The sequence below is a fragment of the Acinetobacter equi genome (assembly GCF_001307195.1).
GTDB classification, from domain to species: domain Bacteria; phylum Pseudomonadota; class Gammaproteobacteria; order Pseudomonadales; family Moraxellaceae; genus Acinetobacter; species Acinetobacter equi.
This window is the reverse complement of the sequence record NZ_CP012808.1, coordinates 809204-829941: the sequence shown is the minus strand read 5'-3', so window position 1 is coordinate 829941 and position 20738 is coordinate 809204. Positions and strand designations below refer to the sequence as shown.

At 34.7% G+C, this 20738-nt stretch carries 15 protein-coding genes; 9 read left to right on the top strand and 6 right to left on the bottom strand.

From position 1 onward, the window contains the following. Positions 1-60 precede the first annotated feature (60 nt). The 3 genes from AOY20_RS03860 to AOY20_RS14440 all read left to right on the top strand — a co-directional run bounded on the left by AOY20_RS03860 (position 61) and on the right by AOY20_RS14440 (position 2580). On the top strand, positions 61-633 hold the full coding sequence (locus tag AOY20_RS03860; protein WP_054580639.1) for a DUF1287 domain-containing protein: 573 nt from the start codon (positions 61-63) through the stop codon (positions 631-633). A 359-nt stretch (positions 634-992) separates the two neighbouring features. Next, positions 993-2474, top strand: coding sequence for a sodium-dependent transporter (locus AOY20_RS03855; protein WP_054580638.1), 1482 nt, complete (start codon positions 993-995; stop codon positions 2472-2474). A 1-nt stretch (position 2475) separates the two neighbouring features. Then, on the top strand, positions 2476-2580 hold the full coding sequence (locus tag AOY20_RS14440; RefSeq protein WP_081403353.1) for a methionine/alanine import family NSS transporter small subunit: 105 nt from the start codon (positions 2476-2478) through the stop codon (positions 2578-2580). Positions 2581-2660: 80 nt separating this feature from the next. Here the strand turns inward: AOY20_RS14440 and rsmB are convergent, their stop codons facing one another. After that, the gene (gene rsmB, locus AOY20_RS03850) at positions 2661-3971 is read right to left on the bottom strand and encodes a 16S rRNA (cytosine(967)-C(5))-methyltransferase RsmB (protein ID WP_054580637.1); all 1311 of its coding nucleotides are present in this window, start codon (positions 3969-3971) and stop codon (positions 2661-2663) included. Further along, on the bottom strand, positions 3968-4930 hold the full coding sequence (gene fmt, locus AOY20_RS03845; RefSeq protein WP_054580636.1) for a methionyl-tRNA formyltransferase: 963 nt from the start codon (positions 4928-4930) through the stop codon (positions 3968-3970). Before fmt ends, rsmB begins: the two co-directional genes overlap by 4 nt. A gap of 430 nt (positions 4931-5360) precedes the next feature. Between fmt and AOY20_RS03840 the strand changes: the two genes are divergently transcribed. From AOY20_RS03840 to AOY20_RS03820, 5 genes are all read left to right on the top strand, one after another. Next, positions 5361-8444: an ESPR-type extended signal peptide-containing protein gene (locus AOY20_RS03840; RefSeq protein ID WP_054580635.1), complete on the top strand. Its 3084-nt coding sequence runs from the start codon at positions 5361-5363 to the stop codon at positions 8442-8444. Between the two features lie 323 nt (positions 8445-8767). Beyond that, positions 8768-9190 carry a hypothetical protein gene (locus AOY20_RS03835; protein ID WP_054580634.1) on the top strand — a complete coding sequence of 141 codons (423 nt, stop codon included), beginning with the start codon at positions 8768-8770 and terminating at the stop codon, positions 9188-9190. A 304-nt stretch (positions 9191-9494) separates the two neighbouring features. Then, the gene (ilvD, locus tag AOY20_RS03830; RefSeq protein ID WP_054580633.1) at positions 9495-11324 is read left to right on the top strand and encodes a dihydroxy-acid dehydratase; all 1830 of its coding nucleotides are present in this window, start codon (positions 9495-9497) and stop codon (positions 11322-11324) included. 306 nt (positions 11325-11630) lie between these two features. Beyond that, positions 11631-12926, top strand: a complete 1296-nt coding sequence (locus AOY20_RS03825) for a hypothetical protein (protein ID WP_054580632.1) — start codon at positions 11631-11633, stop codon at positions 12924-12926. Positions 12927-12933: 7 nt separating this feature from the next. Further along, positions 12934-13218 carry a chorismate mutase gene (locus AOY20_RS03820; RefSeq protein WP_054580631.1) on the top strand — a complete coding sequence of 95 codons (285 nt, stop codon included), beginning with the start codon at positions 12934-12936 and terminating at the stop codon, positions 13216-13218. A gap of 38 nt (positions 13219-13256) precedes the next feature. Here AOY20_RS03820 and AOY20_RS03815 read toward each other — a convergent pair whose 3' ends face one another. Continuing rightward, entirely contained in the window at positions 13257-14003 is a 747-nt protein-coding gene (locus AOY20_RS03815; protein ID WP_054580630.1) for an HAD family hydrolase, read from the bottom strand. 124 nt (positions 14004-14127) lie between these two features. Between AOY20_RS03815 and AOY20_RS03810 the strand changes: the two genes are divergently transcribed. Next, the gene (locus tag AOY20_RS03810; RefSeq protein WP_054580629.1) at positions 14128-14850 is read left to right on the top strand and encodes a sulfite exporter TauE/SafE family protein; all 723 of its coding nucleotides are present in this window, start codon (positions 14128-14130) and stop codon (positions 14848-14850) included. Between the two features lie 4 nt (positions 14851-14854). Here the strand turns inward: AOY20_RS03810 and AOY20_RS03805 are convergent, their stop codons facing one another. The 3 genes from AOY20_RS03805 to ppc all read right to left on the bottom strand — a co-directional run bounded on the left by AOY20_RS03805 (position 14855) and on the right by ppc (position 20153). Beyond that, positions 14855-15754: a LysR family transcriptional regulator gene (locus AOY20_RS03805; protein WP_054580628.1), complete on the bottom strand. Its 900-nt coding sequence runs from the start codon at positions 15752-15754 to the stop codon at positions 14855-14857. A 113-nt stretch (positions 15755-15867) separates the two neighbouring features. Then, entirely contained in the window at positions 15868-17172 is a 1305-nt protein-coding gene (locus AOY20_RS03800) for a solute carrier family 23 protein (protein ID WP_054580627.1), read from the bottom strand. A gap of 296 nt (positions 17173-17468) precedes the next feature. Then, entirely contained in the window at positions 17469-20153 is a 2685-nt protein-coding gene (ppc, locus tag AOY20_RS03795) for a phosphoenolpyruvate carboxylase (RefSeq protein ID WP_054580626.1), read from the bottom strand. Between the last annotated feature and the right edge of the window lie 585 nt (positions 20154-20738).

Genomic DNA, 20738 nt, shown 5'->3' with positions numbered 1-20738 from the left:
TTTAAAAATAAAGTCATAATTGCTCAATATTTAATAAGTTTGATAAAAAGATCTATTAAAATGAAGCACTTTTATAAATTATTCATTAGTTTTTTATTTATTCTACATTCTTCAGTTGTTTGGGCTTTTTCCTCAACAACATTAGTGACTTCAGCAAAATCCCAAATTGGTAAAACATTGTATTACGACCCTGCTTATACCAAACTTCAGTATCCTATGGGGGATGTTCCACTTATTAAAGGTGTTTGTACGGATGTTGTGGTGAGAGCTTTAAGAGGGCAGGGAATTGATTTACAGCAGTTAATTCATGAAGATATGAAAAAGAACTTTAAAGCATATCCTCAAAAATGGGGGCTAAAGTCACCAGATAAAAATATCGATCATCGACGTGTGCCCAATATTCAAGTTTATTTTAAAAGACAGGGTTACGAAATTAAGGATCAAAACTTCCTTCCTGGAGATATTGTGACTTGGGATTTAGGAAAAGGATTGGTGCATATTGGTATTATTTCTAATAAAAAGACGTTATTAACCAAAACGCCTTTAGTGATTCATAATATTGGTTATGGTACGCAGGAAAATGATATTTTACACACTTATAAAATAACAGGTCATTTTAGAGTCAAAAAATAACTATCAGTTTAATAGTGGCAATGATATATTCCAAAAAGTTTTTATAGGTATGAAATTTTTGCTTAAATTTTCGTCTTTAAAATGATCATTTGAGTGAAATATATTACAAAAAAACAGAATATTAGGAAGAAACTACAGAAAAAAATGTAAAAAGTAGGTATTGTTAATTCATATCTAGATAAATTTTTAGAATGATCTTTCACAAAAAGCATGAAAAAGATTTATCAGTTTGTATTTTAGAACGTATTGCTCAAAAGGCAGAAACTAAATCTCAAACACAACAATATTAATTAGTACTTTTTATGCTGCCTCATAAACAAAAAAAACAGCAGAGAAGGAACTTAAGGTTTAGGTGTTTTATGACAAATTCTCGTGAAAATTGGTCAGCCCGATCAGGATTTATTATTGCAGCAATTGGTTCTGCTGTAGGCTTAGGAAATATTTGGCGTTTTCCATACGTTGCGTATGAAAATGGCGGTGGTGCATTTTTAATTCCGTACTTAATTGCTATTTTTGCAGCTGGTTTACCTCTTTTATTTTTAGATTATGCAGTTGGACATAAATTTAGAAAGGCTCCACCTACAGCATATAAAAAGCTTATGAATAGTGAGGCACTTGGCTGGTGGCAAGTTATGGTGACATTAATTATTGGTATTTATTATGCCAGTGTTTTGTCATGGGCAGGAACGTATATCTATTACTCGATTGGACAGAAATGGGGTACAGATACAGAGAAATTCTTCTTTAATAGCTATCTTCAAAATGGAGATACTACATCACTTTTCGTACCAACTTTATTCATTGGACTTGTAGCAGTTTGGGCGATTGTTATGTTCATTTTATATGGTGGTGTGAAAAAAGGTGTTGAACTTTCTAATAAAATATTTATGCCTTTATTGGTTGTTTTATTTACAGTTTTAGTTGTTCAAGCTTTGCGTTTACCTGGTGCTGTTGACGGTTTAAATGCATTTTTTACGCCAAACTGGGAAGCAATGACAAACTATAAAGTGTGGTTGGCAGCATTTGGTCATATCTTCTTTTCATTATCTGTTGGTTTTGGGATTATGCTGACGTATGCATCTTATTTAAAGCCAAAAACAAATTTAACAGGTTCTGGAGTTGTTGTTGCATTAGCCAATTCATCTTTTGAAATTCTTGCAGGTATTGGTATTTTTGCTGCTTTAGGATTTATGGCATATAGCGCTGGTGCATCAGTTGATGATGTAGTTTCTGGTGGTATTGGTCTAGCCTTTATTGCATTCCCGAAAATTATTTCAAGCTTAGGTGCGGGCGGTGATTTATTCGGTTTCCTTTTCTTCTCATCTTTGGCTGTTGCAGGTGTAACTTCAATGGTGAGTATTTTAGAAGTGCCGATTGCAGCATTCCAAGATAAATTGGCATGGTCTCGTAAAAAGGCTGTAACCATTGTCGGTGGTGGTTCTGCAATAGTATCTACATTGATTTTTTCGACCCATAATGCAATTACTTTTGTTGATATTATTGATTACTTTGCAAATAACATTGGTATTGTTTTAGGTGGTTTGTTATCTATTATTTTCGTATCTTGGTTCCGTCGTCCATTGTTGAAACAGTTACAAGATCATGTGAATGAGTATTCAAGCATTAAATTAGGTTGGGGATGGAATTTCCTTCTTACTATTGTGACTCCATCAGCTTTATTAATTACATTAGGTTTGACGATTAATGATGTGATTTCTAAGGGGTATGGTAGTTATCCATTAAGTACATTATTGCCGGTTGCCGGAGGAGTGATAGCCTTCTTTATTATTGGTGCATTGGTATGTACAAGTTTCAAAGATCACGATACAAAGGAGAACTAATATGAACACATCTGCTATAGTGATGCTTGTGATTTCAACAGTTTTACTTTGGGGTGGCTTAATTTTAGCAACAATTCATTTAATTAAGCATCCTGATGAAGAATAAAACCATTCATATTTTATGAATTAAAGAAGGAACCTTATAAAGGTTCCTTTTTATTTAATAACTTAGATAAGAAATTAGGCTTAAGCTGTCTTTTGAATACGGCAATAGTAGAAGCCATCACCTGCATTTGTTTGTGGAAGCAATTGACGACCATGAATTTGCTCAATACCCCAAGTCGCATCAATTTTGATTTCTTTAGCATCGACATGTTCAGCAAAGAAATTTTGCATTTGCTGTTCATTTTCAGCTTTTAAAATAGAGCAGGTGATATAAAGCAAAGTGCCACCAACTTTAAGTTGTTGCCACATATGGTTCAAAATTTGTTTTTGCAATTCTACAGTCTGAGCAATATCTGTAGATTGACGTAGTAAACGAATGTCAGGATGACGACGCATTACACCAATGGCAGAACAAGGTGCATCAAGAACGATACAGTCTACTTGTTCAGTAGGTGTCCAAGTTGTTGCATCAGCAGTTAAAATTTCCACATCTGCATGAGCATTCAGTTGTAGACGTTCCAAGTTCTCTGAAACGCGTAATAAACGTTTACTGTCTTGGTCAATGGCATACAATTTTTTAAGATCAAAACGCTCAAGTAAATGTGCTGTTTTACCACCTGGTGCAGCACAAGCATCAACCACAACTTTGCCAGTTAGATCCGGTAAAATTTGAGCGCATAATTGGGCATGTTCATCTTGAACAGAGAAACCACCATCTTCAAAGCCTGGTAGCTGAGGGATTTGCACTGCTTGTTCTAGAATCAAACCAACATTTGAATGTTCACACTTACGTGCTTCAATTTTTTCTTCGCTTAGAATTTCTAAGAACTCATCACGACTCACAGCACGGTCATTGACCCGTAAAGTTAAAGGTGCAACTTGTTGTAGATCCCAGCATAATTGATCTAAAGTTTCTAAGCCCCAATCTTTTTTAAGACGTTTAAACAACCAACTTGGTAAACCATGAGTTTGTGCAAGTTGTTCTTGGAACTCTAGTGTTTCACGTGAAACACGACGTAGTACAGCATTTACTAAGCCACTTAAAGGTGCATAACCTAATTGTTTTACTGCTTCAACTGTTTCAGAAATTACGCCATGTGGTGCAAGTCGGGTACACAATAATTGATAAATACCAACATACATGCATGTTTCTACAGTTTCGTTGTTATCCGATTTTGTGAGTAAAGGTAGGGTAATGCTTTTTAAGCTATACCATTGACGCAAGCTGCCTAATACCAATTCATGATATAGCGCACGGTCACGATCAGACACTTTTGCTAAATGGATTGGCATTACACTTGCCAATGATTGACCTTGTTGAACTGCAAGTAAAGTACGAATGACTTGAGCACGTAAATTAAGGTGGGAAGTTCCCGATTGCTGTTGACTCATGGGAGAATTTGTCCTACCTGAAGTTTTTGAGTTTGGTTGATTTGTACAGGATTCAGGGGTTTACCACCTGGCCATTGTAATGAGGTTAAACATACGGCTTTGGCATCACCACAAGCAACATGTACACCCTGTTTATCTATAGCGAGAATAGTACCTGCTTGTTGATTTACAGCATTTTCAGTAGAAAGTAATGAACCCCATATACGTAAGTTATTACTTTCATCTAAGGGAATAAATGCAACTGGCCAAGGGTTAAATGCTCGAATATTTTGGTCAATATGAATGGCATTTTGAGACCAATCAATTTTTGCCTCAGCTTTAGATAATTTATGAGCATAAACAGTGAGCGCTTCATCTTGAACTTCACGGTTAGCGAAATATGTTTGGAGCGTTTCTTCAGTTTCTAAAACTTTTACAATTGCTTCAGCACCTTGTATCGCAAGTTTGTCATGAAGAGTTGCTGAAGTATCATTGGCTTGAATTGGGCAATATGTTTTAAACATCATATCGCCAGTGTCTAATCCTGCAGCCATTTTCATAATGGTTACACCAGTTTCTTGATCACCTGTTGCAATGGCACGTTGGATTGGCGCAGCACCACGCCAGCGAGGTAATAAAGAACCATGGATATTTAAACAACCGTATTTAGGAGTATCTAAAACAACTTGAGGTAAAATGAGACCATATGCGGCAACAACCATTATATCTGCTTGTAAATTTGCAAGTTCTTGCTGAGCAGCTAAACCTTCTTCTGTTGAAGACTTAAAATGTAACGGTTGATAAACGGGAATATTGTTTTCTAAAGCAAGTTGTTTAACTGCAGATGCTGTTAATTTTTGTCCACGACCAGCTTTGCGGTCTGGTTGAGTATAGACTGCAACAATATTATGTTCTGTAGAAATAAGGGCTTTTAACGCCACTGCTGCAAATTCTGGCGTACCCGCAAAAATGATTTTCAATAGACCAACTCAATAGCTCAATTTAGTTTAATTATAGCAAAGCTGAATATAATTTATTGTGCTTAATCTCATTCGTAAAATGAGTTCATTATGAAATATTTATTAGAATAAGATTATTATAAAATTGAAAAGTTAATCAGAAAATATAGATAAAATAATATTATTGAGCAGCATGAATAATAAGCAAAGACTAACAAGCTGATGAAAAATTTCATGAATATTTGTATGTTTAATACAAGAAACCGAAAAAATTATGATTTTAAAATGAAAATGTGTAATTGATTATTTTTATAGAAAAAATTGTGAAAAATTAACAAAAATATTGTTTAGAAATTGTGAATTATTTGTTAATTATTATTTATTAATAATTTTAGCCCTGTAGTGTAGAAAGTCAAAAGACAAAGCGTTCGGGATAAGAGGGCTTCGAAAAATGAATAAAATATATAAAGTTATTTGGAATAGAAGTACAGGAAAATGGATTGTTACTTCTGAACAGTCAAAAAGTTGTATCAAACAAGGTAGGATAATTTTAGCTAAGGGAAAAATAGTAGAGTTCCCCCAAAGTAGTATTTTTTTAAATACAATATTCACAGTGCTTGCAAGTTTTATCTTTATTTCTTCTAGTCTTGCTCAAGGGCAAAATGGGAAGTTAGCTTCTTTGAGTAATATATCGAATTCACCACTTGGGTGTAAGAATCAGGTGAGTTCTGGCAATGTAAGTAATAATGATTTTACTCAATATAGTGTTGCTATTGGTTGCTTAAATACAATTCATATCTCAGGAAATTTACCGATTAATCGGACTATTTTAGATCATAGAGTTCCACAAATTGATAAATTGCCTATTTATCCTTTTCCAACAGGTAACAAGACAATATTAAGTTCCGCTTTAACTCTAGGAGTATCTAATTCTGTCATGAGTAGTGGTGGCGGTTTAGCAATAGGTGGTCATAATAAAATTCATAAAAATACATCCTATAGTATTGCAGTAGGGCATAGTAATTTAGTTTCTGATTATTATTCTTCTGCTTTGGGTATAGGAAACTTAGTCACCAAGAATTCTGCTATAGCCATTGGTGTTGCAAATAAAGCAGAAGGTGTAATTTCAATAGCGATGGGGCGTCAGAGCTATGCTTTAGGAGATAAAAGTATTGCGGTTGGTTCTATAGCAACAGCATCTTCTTTAAATAGTATTGCTATTGGAACAAAAGCAACAAGTACAGCAAAAAATGCAATTTCTATAGGCGAGAATGCAAATTCAAATCATATAAATAGCATAGCGTTAGGAGCAGATTCTGTTACGCTTAGTTCGATAACCCCTGCTTTTTTAACTGGAAAAATTCCAAGTCAAATAGATGGTGTAGTTTCGATTGGCAATAAAAATATTTCTCGCCGTCTTCAAAATGTTGCAGATGGTTCACAAGATTTTGATGCCGTTAATGTTCAACAACTCAAAGAAGCTCAGAAAAATTTAGAAAATATTCTTGGTCAAAGTGCTAAAAATAGTAATGGAAATATCATTGGGAACAATATTGCTGGGACAGGAAAAAATACGATTGATGCTGCAATTAGAGCTGTAAAGACTGAATTAAAAGCGAATAATGAGTCCATTTTTCTTGATAAAACAATAGATAAAGATGGTGAAGCAACTTATCAATTAGATTTATCTCCATCAGCAAAATCTGCATTAGTAGCAGGGAAAAATGCACAAAAAAGTATTCAAGAACAAGGCATCATATTTAAAGGTGATACAGGACAAACGGGAGCACAAAAACTGGGTGAACAACTCAGCATTCAAGGTGCAGATAGTAATATTAAAACCCAAGCGGATGGACAAGGGCTGAAAATTCAACTTGCCAAACAAGTGAATCTTACCCAAGAAGGGAGTTTAAGTATTGGAAATGTTCTAGTTAAAAACAACAAACTTCAAGTCGGGGAAACAGTACTCAGCAAAGGTGTACTAAGTGGCTTAGAAAATAGAAATTTAAATAGTAAAGACTTTGCCCAATCAGGACGAGCAGCGACAGAAGAACAGCTCAAACAAGTAATTGATCAACAAGGTACTGCATCACAGACAACTGTTTCTTATACTAAAAATAAAGATTCAGGTATGACAAATTATGATCAGGTCATATTGTCTGGTCGTCATTTAAGTTTAATACAAGATCCTATAAGTCAAGAATGGAAAATGACAGGAGGAACGAGTATCTCGAATTTAGCCAGTGCTGGCGATTATAAAAATCAAGCAAATGCAGGTAAAGCGATTAATGCCGGTGACTTAAATAATGCTGTTCATCATGTTTTGACAAAAGGTATGATTTTTGCTGCAAATAGTGGTAAAGCAACTCAACTTCAATTAGGTCAAACATTACGTATTAAAGGTGATGATAAAAATACGCATTTTGAGAATTCAGATAAAGGAAAAAATATTTTCACTCAGGTTGATACCAAAGGATTAATTAGATTAGGATTAGCACGCAATTTAGATTTAGGTACTCAAGGTAGTATTTCGATTGATCGAACGATCATCCAAAATAACGTGATTACAGGTTTAGCGAATACTACATGGGACATCAATAAAATAAGATTAGATCAAGCTGCAACAGAAGGGCAGTTACAACAAGCCATTACAGGTTTAAAGTTAGAGTTTAAAACTGCTGAAAAACAGAGAGATGAAAGCTCCCAACTTAATAATCAAAAAATAAATTTAGCCCCAGAAAATGCTTCAGTTATTTCTAGTACAGCCATAAGTCCTTTTAAAGATGGGAAAGTTTCTCCTGATTCCAAAGAGATTATTACAGGTCGTCAATTATGGGATACACAACAAAAAATTAGTGAAAACCAACGTGAAATTTTAAATTTACAGCAAAGAGTAATTCAACAGCAATCCGGTTTAATTGAAATAGATGAAACTAGCTCAGATATTATGATTGCGCAAAACTCTGTTGGAACCAATATTAATATGTCTGGTTCTAAGGGTGATCGAATTTTGTCGGGAGTTGCGTCAGGTGTAAAAGAAAATGATGTTGCAACAATGGGACAATTACAATCCTCATATACAGAATTAAGTCAATCTTTAGGTGGAGGGGCATTTTATGATGCAGCGAACAAAAGTTATCGTCCACCCCAGTATCAGGTTGGAAATAGCCGTTTAAATAATGTTGGTAGTGCAGTTAATGCATTGAATAAAGCAGATCAAATCATAACGCAACAAGTTATTAATCTAGAAGCTAAATTTAAGAATGCATTGTTTGCAACAAATAAGAAAGTTGATCAAATTATTAAACAGGCAAATGCAGGGATTGCAGCTGCTATGGCAATGGAGTCAGCACCTTATATCGCAGGTAAATATACTTATGCTATTGGAGCTGCACATCATGGAGGAGAGTCTGCTGTGGGAATGACTTTTAGGCGAACAGCTGACAGTGGTCAATGGGCAATTACAGGTGGGATTGCAACTGCAACTGAAGGCAGTCCTAGTATGCGTATTGGTGTAAGTGGTATATTTGATTAGTTAAATAAATTGAACAAAATCAAAGAATATGATGATTTAATTGCATAGTTCTTTATCTGATTAAAAAAGTACTTAGACTTTTATGGAATAAGTACTTTTTATCTATTTCAATAAGAATTTATTGTGCTACATTTACATTGCACTCGCAGTTGATGAAACTGAATGTAGGTAAGGCTATAAAAATGAAAGAACTAAATAAAATAGATAAAAAATTTAAACCATCGATATAACACTGTTTAGTTAAATGTTCATTGATATAGAAAAAATCATAAAAGATAAAAATTATGGAAGTTGCCATAACAATATATAAAAGAGGTTATAACATGATTAAAAAAGTATTATTTTTAGTATTTTTAGGCTTAACAATTAGTAGTGTTCAAGCATTTGATAAAAACCAGGTTGATTTAGATAAAGAGTTTTGGGGAACATGGACTTTATATAATCCTCAAACTAAATGCACAGAAGTTTTCAATTTTAAGAAGCCTGGAGCTTTTATTTATCAAGTTAATAAAAAGCAGTTAGTAGGTGATTTTGCTGTTGTTCGATCTAATTCATCTGGTTTGGATCTACTGATGATGAACGTTAAAACAGATAATAAACTAGAAGGATGTGTGGGTGATCAGCAAGATTATAGCAATGTGAATATCCAACTTGCTTTAAAATGGACTTCTCCTAAACGCGCTGAAGTCTGTACAGATGCAGAAGCAAAACAATGTTCTGGTTTATTCTTGATGAAAAGTAAATAGTTTTAGAAAGGCTTTCTATTGAGAAAGCCTTTTATAGCTTTTATTTATGCAAAATTATAAAAATATTCATGAAAGTTTTATGTTTTATCTATTCAGATAACGATATAGTAAGTCATCGGTTTAAATTTTTAATTAGAAATTTCGGAATATCTTCAGAAATCATCTAGCCAAAGTGTTCATTTATATCGTATGAAATATAGTATGATATTTAGGCTGAGATTGATGAAATCAAATATTATCAGGGATATTTCGCCAGAGTAAATATTGCTATTTACTCGAGCACAAACATTGTTGGAAAAATACCATGCCAGATTATCGTTCAAAAACATCGACACACGGAAGAAATATGGCTGGCGCGCGTGGTTTATGGCGTGCGACAGGAATGAAAGATGAAGATTTTGGTAAGCCAATTATTGCAGTCGTAAACTCATTTACTCAATTTGTACCGGGTCATGTCCATCTTAAAGACTTAGGGCAGCTCGTTGCTGAACAAATTCAGGCATCAGGTGGTGTTGCAAAAGAATTCAATACGATTGCAGTAGATGATGGTATTGCAATGGGACATGATGGAATGTTGTATTCACTTCCATCACGTGACTTAATTGCAGACTCGGTTGAATACATGGTAAGTGCACATTGTGCCGATGCTATGGTGTGTATTTCTAACTGTGACAAAATCACACCGGGAATGCTCATGGCTGCAATGCGCTTGAATATTCCAGTGGTATTTGTTTCTGGTGGACCAATGGAAGCGGGTAAAGTAAAAATCCGTGGAAATGATAAAGCAATTGACTTGATTGATGCCATGATTGTTGCAGCAGATGACAATTATACGGATGAAGAAGTTGCAGAATATGAACGTTCAGCATGTCCAACATGTGGTTCTTGTTCAGGTATGTTTACTGCAAACTCAATGAACTGCTTAACAGAAGCATTAGGTTTATCACTTCCGGGTAACGGTTCTACGCTTGCAACACATGCAAACCGTAAAAAATTATTCGAACGTGCGGGTCAACTTATTGTTGAAATTACCAAACGTCATTATGAACAAGATGATTACAGCGTATTACCTCGTGAAATGGTAACTAAGGCATCGTATGAAAATGCAATGACTTTAGATATTGCAATGGGTGGTTCAACCAATACCGTACTTCATTTATTGGCAGCAGCAAATGAAGCAGGTGTTGATTTTACGATGGATGATATTGATCGTTTATCACGTAAAGTTCCTGTACTTTGTAAAGTTGCACCAGCGAAAAATGATGTTCACATGGAAGATGTACACCGTGCAGGCGGTATCATGTCTATTTTAGGTGAATTAGACCGTGCAGGTTTACTTGATACTTCAGTAGGTACAGTGCACGAAGCTTCATTAAAAGATGCATTAGACAAGTGGGATATCATTCGTACTGAAAATGAAGATGTATATCAATTCTTCCGTTCAGCACCGGGTGGCGTACCAACACAAACAGCATTTTCACAAGACCGTTATTATTCACGTTTAGATGGTGACCGTGAAAATGGTGTAATTCGTAATGCAGAACATGCATTCTCTAAAGATGGTGGTTTAGCTGTTCTTTATGGAAATATTGCACTTGATGGCTGTATTGTGAAAACAGCTGGTGTTGATGAATCAATTTTAAAATTCAACGGTACCGCACGTGTATTTGAAAGCCAAGATGCAGCAGTAGATGCTATTTTAGGTGGAAATATTAAAGCGGGCGATGTTGTTGTAATTCGCTACGAAGGTCCACGTGGTGGTCCGGGTATGCAAGAAATGCTTTATCCAACAAGCTACTTGAAATCTAAAGGTTTAGGTAAAGAATGTGCATTGTTAACAGATGGTCGCTTCTCTGGCGGTTCATCAGGTCTTTCAATTGGTCACGTATCTCCTGAAGCTGCGGAAGGTGGTGCAATTGGCTTAGTGGAAGATGGCGATCTTATTGAAATTGATATTCCAAACCGTACAATTCACTTGGCTGTAGATGAAGCAACGATGGCTGCTCGTCGTAAAGTACAAGATGAAAAAGGTTGGCATCCAGTTGAAGAACGTCCACGTAAAATTTCAAAAGCATTAAAAGCATATGCAATGCATACAACAAGTGCTGCCAAAGGTGCAGTTCGTGAAATTTAAAGTCATCCTTTAAATTTATTTCATAAAAAAGCATCCTAAAAAGGGTGCTTTTTTATTTTTAAGCTTTTCAATTTTATACATTTGAAAAAGATGAAATGCTATAAATATGAGGGAAAGAAGTCTAAAATAGTACTGTGAATTAACTTGAAATTTAAATTGCTTGTTGTATTGAGAGCATTGATCATTTAACAATGGCTTGATATAAGTTTTTTCACACAATATATATTTTTAAACGAAACAAATGAAAAGAAAATACAAATCCTATTTGTTTTTACAAATAAATTTATTGTTGCGAGGCTAAATCTAATGTCATTGTTGCGCCGTTGGTTTGATCCAATCCGATCGAGCTGGTTTTATCAAAAACCAATTCGACAAACGGTGTTATCTACAGATCAAGGATTAAGTATTTATTTGCGTCTTGATGATGTTTATAGCTATTTGGCAGTACAACAACTTCCACAATTAGAAGAAATTTTGGTAGATGAATTAAAGCCATTAAAAGTGGTGATTTCAAATCAAGCGGCTTCACCACCAAATGAAATGTCAGCCTTAGAATGGCAAAATTACTGCTTAAATGATGCAAAAATTTTATCTAAACAACATCGTTTTAGCTTTGATGAAACACCGCAACAGCCGACCACTGAAGCATTAGAACAAGCAGAGACAATCTTAAAAAATACTCCTTTGCGTGGGCAAGATTTTTTATATTTGCTTGAAGATGTTTTTCATATGCTATGGCAAAAGCAGTATGGAAAATTAAGAACTTTATATGCAATGGCAAAGTATCATCATAAGCCACAGAATTTTCCTGAGCGAGTTTTTAATTATCAGCCTGTGTTGATGAGTTATTTTGAAATTGGCGGGCGTCAGTATCATGCTGTAGATGATTTATTACGTTTAACACGACGTTTAAAGCAACAAAAATTATTTACAGATAATCCTATTTTTTTAATTAATCATATTGATTGGCGTGAACATTTAATTAGTGATGCTGAAGAGCTTAATGAAATTCAGTCACTCAATCCTGAACTTGATTTATATATCGCTTTAGAGGATCCAATATCTTGGTTATTACTTGCTTATATTAAAGAAGAATTAGCGAATTATTATAATATTCAATTCAGAATTTACCCATTGAGTTATCAAGGGCGTGATTTGTTTGATTGGAGTTTAGCAACGCGGTTATCTAAGCGAACAGAAGTTGAATTTACGCCTTTTTGTCGTCCTACAGAGCAAGCCAGCATAAAAATGGCTCAGTTATTTTATAGCGTACCTGAAGAACAACAACTTGAGGCAATGTATAGCATTTTGCAGGCAGTTTGGACGGATGGTAAAGATTTATCTTATCTGCCACATTTCAATGCGCTGATGAAAGAATTAGAAATAGATACTCTGAGCTCTATAGATGTTTTAGAAAAGCTTGAAGAAAATGATCAGCATTGTGAAATGAAATCTCAACCTAATTTTCCAGTATTAGAGTTAAGAGTTGATGGGCAAAATTTTGTTTTTAATAGTCTATATCGTGTCTGGATGATTGAAAGTATTTTTAGTAATGTGTTAGAAGAAAGGTACAAAAGTGAAAGCTCAATAGAAGGCGAATAGAAAGCAAATGAAAAAAGAAAAAGTAGAATCCTTAGAGCAAGCGCGTGCCAAAATTGATGAACTAGATGCATCACTTATTGATTTAATTGCAACACGTCAATTTTATGTAGATCAAGTCATTCGTTTTAGACGTATTAAACAAGATGCGGCAACACCACGAATTGAAGAGGTACTTGCGCGTGTGCGCCAACAGGCAGAAGAAAAGGGCGTAGATCCAGACATGATTGAAAGTTTTTATACGGAAATGATTCAGCATTTTTTACGTAGAGAACTAAAAGAAATACGCCCTTAAGTTTTTGGAAAATAGAATAAATACAGATGAAGTTGAAATTATTTATCTGTATTTGTTTGGATGATATCTAGCATTTCAGCATAACTATGGTAGTTTTCCGTTGCTAGATTTTGAATATCAGACCATTCATGATCAGAATATTGATCATAAATGGCGATCACATCAATGCCTGCAGCATGGGCTGCTTGAACACCAATAAGAGAGTCTTCAATAATTAAGCAGTCTTTTGGTTGCAATTGAAAATATGAAAGAGCATTTAAATAAATTTCAGGATCGGGTTTAATTTTTTTGACTTTATCACGCGTTAATATTAGAGAAAAATCTTTTGAAAAATTTAATTTAGAATAAATATTTTGATTATTTTTTTGATAGCGTTGAATATTGCTTAAGCTTGTAGTTGTGGTTAATGCAGTTTGAATATGGTGTTGATGTAAATAATGCAGAAATAAATCTGCCTCAGGTTTTAAGCAAATAACATGATCTAAAAAGTGATGTGAAATAGCATAGCGTTGTTCTTTTACTTGATTTTTTTCTAATACAAAATGATATTTCTCTTTTAAAAAATCACAATATTCTAGGTATGGATCGGCATGATTTTTAAAAAAACTTAGTTGTTGATCACGATCTTGTTGAATTAAATTTAAATCAATTTGATGTCCACTTAACTGAAGAATAAGCGCAGCATCGACTTGATTCCATACACCAACAGAATCAATTAACGTACCATCTAGATCAAAACAAACCAATTTTTTTGAATGAAGTCGATTTAAAATTGATGTTGTCATGAAGAGATATCCTTTTATAAGAGCCTCAACTTTTCATTGAGGCTTACTTCGAAAAATATGCATTTTGATTTAAGTATAAACACTTTAGCATGTGCCTAATTTAAAAAAATAGGTTTCAGCAACGATGCTGTTGTTTGTTATTGTAGTTTTTGCCATTGCGGGAATGATTAAGGGCACGATTGGTTTAGGCTTGCCAGCCGTTGCAATGGGGCTATTAACGATGGTGATTAGTCCATTCCAAGCTGCGACTTTATTAATTATTCCTTCAATGGTGACTAATTTTTGGCAGCTATTTGCTGAAGGCCATGTCTTAAGATTGGTACGCCGTTTTTGGCCAATGTTAATTTGTATTGCCATTGGTTCGACGTGGAGTATTTTCCCAACTCTAGGTCATAGTGAGTTTAAAAGTGAAGCACTATTAGGCGGAATGCTTGGACTATACGGTTTATATGGGCTTTGTGCGAAAAGTATGCCGAATTTATCTAGGCATGAAAAATGGTTATCTCCAATTGTGGGTTATTTAGGAGGAGCATTGACCGTTGCAACAGGTGTAGTTGTAATTCCTGTAGTTCCTTATTTGCAAAGTCTACATTTAAAGCGTGATGATTTAGTGCAATCTTTAGGTTTGGCATTTACAACATCAACGATCTGCTTAGCTGTTTTTTTACATCAGAATCCTGTCGATAATATGCCAATCGATTATGCAATGTCTGCAATGGCATTAATTCCTGCATTAATGGGAATGTGGTTAGGAACGAAATTACGTTATAGAATTTCTGAACAGAAATTTCGTAAGGTATTTTTTGCAGGCTTAATTGCATTAGGTACTTATATGGTGGTGCATTAATTGATTATTTAATTTTTGTACTTTGAGAAATTAGAAATTGTGTGAAATGCTGATAAGGCATTGCTAAGTCATCAAAGTTTTTAGCCGTGAGTAATAGTTTACGGTTTGCCCATGCTCCTTCAAGTTGAATTTGTTTAAAGGCAAATTGAGTATTATGTCGTTGAGCAGCTCGTTTAGGCATAATGGCAATTCCGACACCATTAGCAACGACTTGAGCAATAGCTGCAAAATTGGGTAAGCGTAGGCGATATTGAATTTGACATCCTAAAATTTGAGCTTGAGTTTCTATAGACTGTTGTAGTGAGTGATATTGCATTAAACCAACAAATGGGTAACTTAGAATATGATCTAAATTAAGCTGTTGATGTATAGCTAATTCATGCTGAGGTGGACAAATTAAAACTAAAGGATCTTCAGAAAATTCTAAAGTTTGTAGATGGTGAGATTTAAAAAAACTCGAGATTAAACCTAATTTCGCTGTACCATTTTCAATTTGCTGCACAATATTGCTTGATTCAGCTTCTTTTAATTGAATTTGAGTATTTGGGTTTTCAACCAAATATTGTGGTAAAAGCATAGGTAAATATTCACTTTGTGCTGAAGAGTTACACCATAGTGTGACATTAGAACTCATGCCTTGAGCAAAAGGTGCCATAGCTTGTTGCAGTTGTTTTGCTTGTTGCACAATCTGTTGAGCATGTTCTATAAAAGTTTGTCCTGCTAAAGTGAGCTTTACACCTGAAGCGTGGCGAATAAATAAATTAACCGCATAGCGTTGTTCTAGTTTTTTAACTCTTTCGCTACATGCTTGTAATGAAATAGACGATCGTTCAGCACCTTTAGTAAAGCTGCCGGTTTCTACAATATGTAAGACCAACTCTAAATCAAAAAAGTCTAAGCGCATAAGATGGGTATCATTATTATAAAAACTAAGTTTGTCATCTTAAGGAAAATTACAGCATAAAAAAAGCAGTCCGAAGACTGCTATGAAATTTATATATTATTTTGAAGATAAAATTATTGAGATTTGTCTGCTAAACCAAAGAACCAGTTAAGGAAAAGAGCAGCAAATGTAGCGGTACCAATACCACCTAAGTTAAAGCTACCAAATTGAAGTGCAAAGTCTCCAGTTCCTAAAATAATTGTCACAGCAGCAACCATTAAATTTTTATTTTTAGAAAAATCGACTTTATTTTCAATCCAAATTTTAGCACCAGCAATGGTAATTAGACCAAATACAACAATTGAAGCACCCGTTAAAATAGCCGTTGGAATAGTATGGATCACTGCACCAAACTTGGGAGAAAGACCTAAGAAAATAGCAAAGACACCTGCAATTGCAAACACAACAGTAGAATAAACACGTGTTACAGCCATAACACCAATGTTTTCACCATATGTTGTCATACCCGGAGCACCTACACCACCTGAAAGTGTTGTTGCGACACCATCGGCAATAAATGCTTTACCAATTTGAGGATCTAGGTTTTCTCCCGTCATGGCACTCACAGCTTTAATATGACCTAAGTTTTCAGCCACAAGAATTAAAGCAATCGGTGCAATAATTAAGACAGCATTAAATTCAAAAGTAGGAGAGTGGAACGTTGGTAAGCCAAACCATGCTGCTTGTTGGATTGGTGCAAAATTAATTGGAGTACCATAGCCCATTGCATTTGCAACAATGTAATACACTAAGTAAGCCATTAAGAGGCCAACAAGAAGTAGAAGACGTTGAAGAAGTCCTTTGGTAAAAACAGCAATAGTACCCATACATAGTACAGTGACTAATGACATCCACATATTAAAGTCATTACCCAGTACATTTTTTACAGTCACGGGTGCTAAATTTAAACCAATGATCATTACTACAGCACCTGTTACAACAGGTGGCATAAGTTTTTCAATCCAACGAGTTCCAGTTGCTACAACTAAGAAACCAAAAATGGCATATAAAATACCACATGCCATGATTCCACCAGCTGCGGCAGCTAAGTTTGTATTGGGAGCTCCTGTTCCTGATGCTGCATAACCAGTTGCTGCAATCACGACGCCAATAAAAGCGAAACTTGAACCTAAATAACTTGGAACTCGACCACCTGTAATAATAAAAAACAGAATAGTACAAATCCCTGACATCATAATGGCAAGGTTAGGATCAAAGCCCATTAGAAATGGTGCAAGAACAGTTGCGCCAAACATGGCAAAAACATGTTGAACGCCTAAAATGGCACTGTGTATAGGAGGGAGGTATTCATTTGTACCTACCGGACGCGCATCGATACTGCCCGAATAAGGGCGCCATTTGGGAAACCAATTGGACATAAAATGAGCACTCAATAGATAAATTGTGCACATCATACTCTTGTTTATTCGAAGTTTTAATCTTTGATACAAAAAATTGTTAAAACTAATTATATGACTTATTTAGATTTTTACCAGATGGTAAAAGTTTTTGAATTTGAAAAGTGACTGTAAATCAGTAGATTATACTTGGTTTTTAGAAAAGCAAAACTTCATAAAAATTTCTTATTTAGCTTATTTGTAATTTATAGAGTTATTTATTTGTTTGGTTAATAAAAAAGCACACTTATAAAAAGTGTGCTTTTTCACATAATTTTTTAACCTGTATTGCGTAAACCAGCAGCAATACCTGTAATACTGACCATCAGTGCATGATCAATTGGTGTATGTTCTGTATGCTGTGCTGCTAAATATGCACGGCGACGTTTCATAAGTTCAGCTTGTAGTAAATGTAAGGGAAGAATATAAGGCTTACGAACTTTCATAGATTGATCTAAAACATCATTGGTACTTAAAAGTTTAGATTCACCTTTCAATACTAAAAGTGTTTCAACTGCATTTTTTAGACGTTGACGTAATTCAGCCCCTAAATTTTTTAAATCTTCATCTTGTGTAAGATGAGATTCGTAATAAAGAGCAATATGTGTGTCAGATTTAGATAGAACCATTTCTAACATATCAATTAATGTTTGGAAGTAAGGCCATTCTTTTAGCATTTCTTCTAAAAGAGCTTTTTGATCTTGAGCAATCACTTCATGTAAAGCAGTACCTGTTCCAAGCCAAGCAGGAAGCATTAACCGTATTTGAGTCCAAGCGAAGACCCAAGGAATTGCACGTAATGATTCAATGCCTCCACTGACTTTACGTTTGGCCGGCCGTGAACCCAAAGGTAGCATTTGTAATTCAAGCTCAGGTGTCACGGTTCTTAAGTATTTTACAAAATGTGGATTTTCACGAACTGTTTGACGATACACATTCACTGAAAGTTCAGTCATAGTATGCATTAAGTCACGCCATTCTTGTTTTGGCGTTGGTGGTGGAAGTAGTGTTGCCTCTAAGGTTGCAGCGGTATAAATTTCTAAGGTTTGTAAAGCAATACCCTCTAAACCAAATTTAAAACGAATCATTTCGCCCTGTTCTGTCACACGAATAGCACCTGAAATTGAACCAGGTGGTTGTGAAAATAGGGCTTGTTGAGTTGGTGCACCACCGCGACTGATTGAACCACCGCGACCATGGAATAATGTTAATTGTACGCCGTGTTTTTGAGAAACTTCTGTTAACTCTTCTTGTGCACGATATTGAGCCCAATTTGCAGACATAAAGCCCGCATCTTTTGCAGAGTCGGAATAACCAATCATGACTTCATGTTTTGCTTGAATATGCTGTTTATACCAGTGCATATTAAACAAGGTATCCATGGTGTCAGCAGCACTATCTAAATCTTTTAAAGTTTCAAATAAAGGAACGACACGCAGTGGATGTTGAATACCTGCTTCTTTTTGTAAAAGTAAGACAGCGAGTACATCACTTGGGTATTCTGCCATTGAAATAATATAAGCACCCAAACATTCAGTTGGTTGAGTTGCTAAAGTCCGCATTGTTGCAAACACTTCTTGAACACTTGGATCTTCAATAAGGCTACCTTTAGGCTCTTTTATGAATTTCGGTAATAAAGGGCGTTTACTTTGTAATTCTTGTAAAAGGAAATTTTGACGTGCTTGCTCAGTCCATGTTTCAAAATTACCTAAACCTAGATATTCAGTAATGGCTGAAATTGCCTGACGATGACGACCTGATTCTTGGCGAATATCTAGTTTTAATAATTCAATACCAAAGCAATTCACTCTATGAATAAAATCGAGTAATTTGCCATTGGCAATTTCAGGTAAATTACAAGCGATTAAAGAACGATGACAGAGTAGTAAAGGTTCTAATAATTCATTTTTACTTTTAATGACGAATTGATCATCAGCATCTTTACCCGATAATTTAATTGTCAACCATTCACGCGTTGCTTTTAAACGTTCTCGGGTATCTCTTAAATATTCACGATAGGGTTCTTGATGTGGTGAGCCAAGTGCTTCTAATAGCTCATCAGAACATTGCTGAATAGATAATTCCCAACGTAAATCTTCAATATCACGTAAATATAAATCAGCTGCTTTCCAACGAGATAACCAGAGCACTTCTTGAGTAACATGATGTGTCACGTTTGGATTACCATCACGATCTCCACCCATCCAAGAGGCAAAACGAATTGGAGAAATTGTAAGTGGTAAGTTTTGTTCACAATGAAGTTCAACAAACTCATCTAATTCACGCATAAATTTTGGAACAGCATTCCAAAGCGTTTGCTCAATGGTTGTAAAACCCCATTTTGCTTCATCAATTGGAGTAGGGCGATGTTGGCGAATTTCATCAGTTTGCCATGCAGAGCAAATGAGTTGCTTAAGATCATTTAAAACAGTTTGGCGTTCACGAGGTGTGAGCTTTTGCTGATCCATTTTAAATAAACAGTCATTAATTCCATCATATTTTTGGATTAATGTTCTACGACTGACTTCTGTTGGATGTGCTGTTAAAACCAATTCAATTTTTAATTCGCAGATTTGTTGATATAAAGTATGCGCTGAAATTTTATTGTCTTTAAATTTTTGAAATAAGTGATCTAATGGATTTGGAGAAGGAGAATTTTCATCAAATTCACTTTGTCTTCGACTGCGAACGACATGATACTGCTCTGCAATATTTGCAAAATTTAAAAAGTGAGTGAAAGCACGTGTTAATGGTAAAATTTCTTCATCTTTTAAGCTTGAAAGTAAGGTTTCTAATTGCTTTTCTGCTTCTAATTGTCCATCTCGTGCACCTTTAGATAGAGCACGGATTTGTTCTACTTGATTAAACAAATCTTGACTAACTTGTTCCTTGAGTGTTTCACCAAGTAAATTTCCAAGCAACCGTACGTCTTCGCGTAAAGGGGCAGCAATTTGTTGAACCATTTTATTGTTCTCCACATGTCCTTGAATTGTGACTATACCCTTAAAATATAGATTGCCAACTTATATGCAACAAAAGTCGCAAATTGATTGAATATTTATTGAATAAAAAGAGTGCTGATCGTATCAAAATACGACATAGTAAATTTTTTATTTATCTTACTGAAACCTATATTTTAATTTCTAATAATGAAATGAATCATAAAGTGAAAATAATGTTTTTCTGGTATTCTCGTTACATTTATCTATTTTGAATTTTAATTTGATAACATTAATTCATAAGTTAATTAATAAAATTGTAAGGAACTATGACGAGTTGATATCGCAAAACAGATGAATGTATGATGAGATAAAGTTACATATATGTACTTTATTCTTTGATGTATAAGAAACATTTTTTATACTAGATATTCGTAGAGGCAGTAAAATTAGACTATATTTGTTATAATTCTTATAAAATTCACTATTTTTACGGAAAAAAATAATAATATTATTTAAATATTCTGTCATTATATGGTGCGAAATATTGAAATTTTCAATATAGTATCCCCTGTATTTCAAATACGGTTCTAAAATTTAAAATGCCGC

What these genes read in the sequence shown, in the direction of transcription:
- AOY20_RS03860 (WP_054580639.1), top strand. Translation starts at nt 61, where the DNA reads ATGAAGCACTTTTATAAATTATTCATTAGTTTTTTATTTATTCTACAT.
- AOY20_RS03855 (WP_054580638.1), top strand. Translation starts at nt 993, where the DNA reads ATGACAAATTCTCGTGAAAATTGGTCAGCCCGATCAGGATTTATTATT.
- AOY20_RS14440 (WP_081403353.1), top strand. Translation starts at nt 2,476, where the DNA reads ATGAACACATCTGCTATAGTGATGCTTGTGATTTCAACAGTTTTACTT.
- rsmB (WP_054580637.1), bottom strand. Translation starts at nt 3,971, where the DNA reads ATGAGTCAACAGCAATCGGGAACTTCCCACCTTAATTTACGTGCTCAA.
- AOY20_RS03840 (WP_054580635.1), top strand. Translation starts at nt 5,361, where the DNA reads ATGAATAAAATATATAAAGTTATTTGGAATAGAAGTACAGGAAAATGG.
- AOY20_RS03835 (WP_054580634.1), top strand. Translation starts at nt 8,768, where the DNA reads ATGATTAAAAAAGTATTATTTTTAGTATTTTTAGGCTTAACAATTAGT.
- ilvD (WP_054580633.1), top strand. Translation starts at nt 9,495, where the DNA reads ATGCCAGATTATCGTTCAAAAACATCGACACACGGAAGAAATATGGCT.
- AOY20_RS03825 (WP_054580632.1), top strand. Translation starts at nt 11,631, where the DNA reads ATGTCATTGTTGCGCCGTTGGTTTGATCCAATCCGATCGAGCTGGTTT.
- AOY20_RS03820 (WP_054580631.1), top strand. Translation starts at nt 12,934, where the DNA reads ATGAAAAAAGAAAAAGTAGAATCCTTAGAGCAAGCGCGTGCCAAAATT.
- AOY20_RS03815 (WP_054580630.1), bottom strand. Translation starts at nt 14,003, where the DNA reads ATGACAACATCAATTTTAAATCGACTTCATTCAAAAAAATTGGTTTGT.
- AOY20_RS03810 (WP_054580629.1), top strand. Translation starts at nt 14,128, where the DNA reads ATGCTGTTGTTTGTTATTGTAGTTTTTGCCATTGCGGGAATGATTAAG.
- AOY20_RS03805 (WP_054580628.1), bottom strand. Translation starts at nt 15,754, where the DNA reads ATGCGCTTAGACTTTTTTGATTTAGAGTTGGTCTTACATATTGTAGAA.
- AOY20_RS03800 (WP_054580627.1), bottom strand. Translation starts at nt 17,172, where the DNA reads ATGTCCAATTGGTTTCCCAAATGGCGCCCTTATTCGGGCAGTATCGAT.
- ppc (WP_054580626.1), bottom strand. Translation starts at nt 20,153, where the DNA reads ATGGTTCAACAAATTGCTGCCCCTTTACGCGAAGACGTACGGTTGCTT.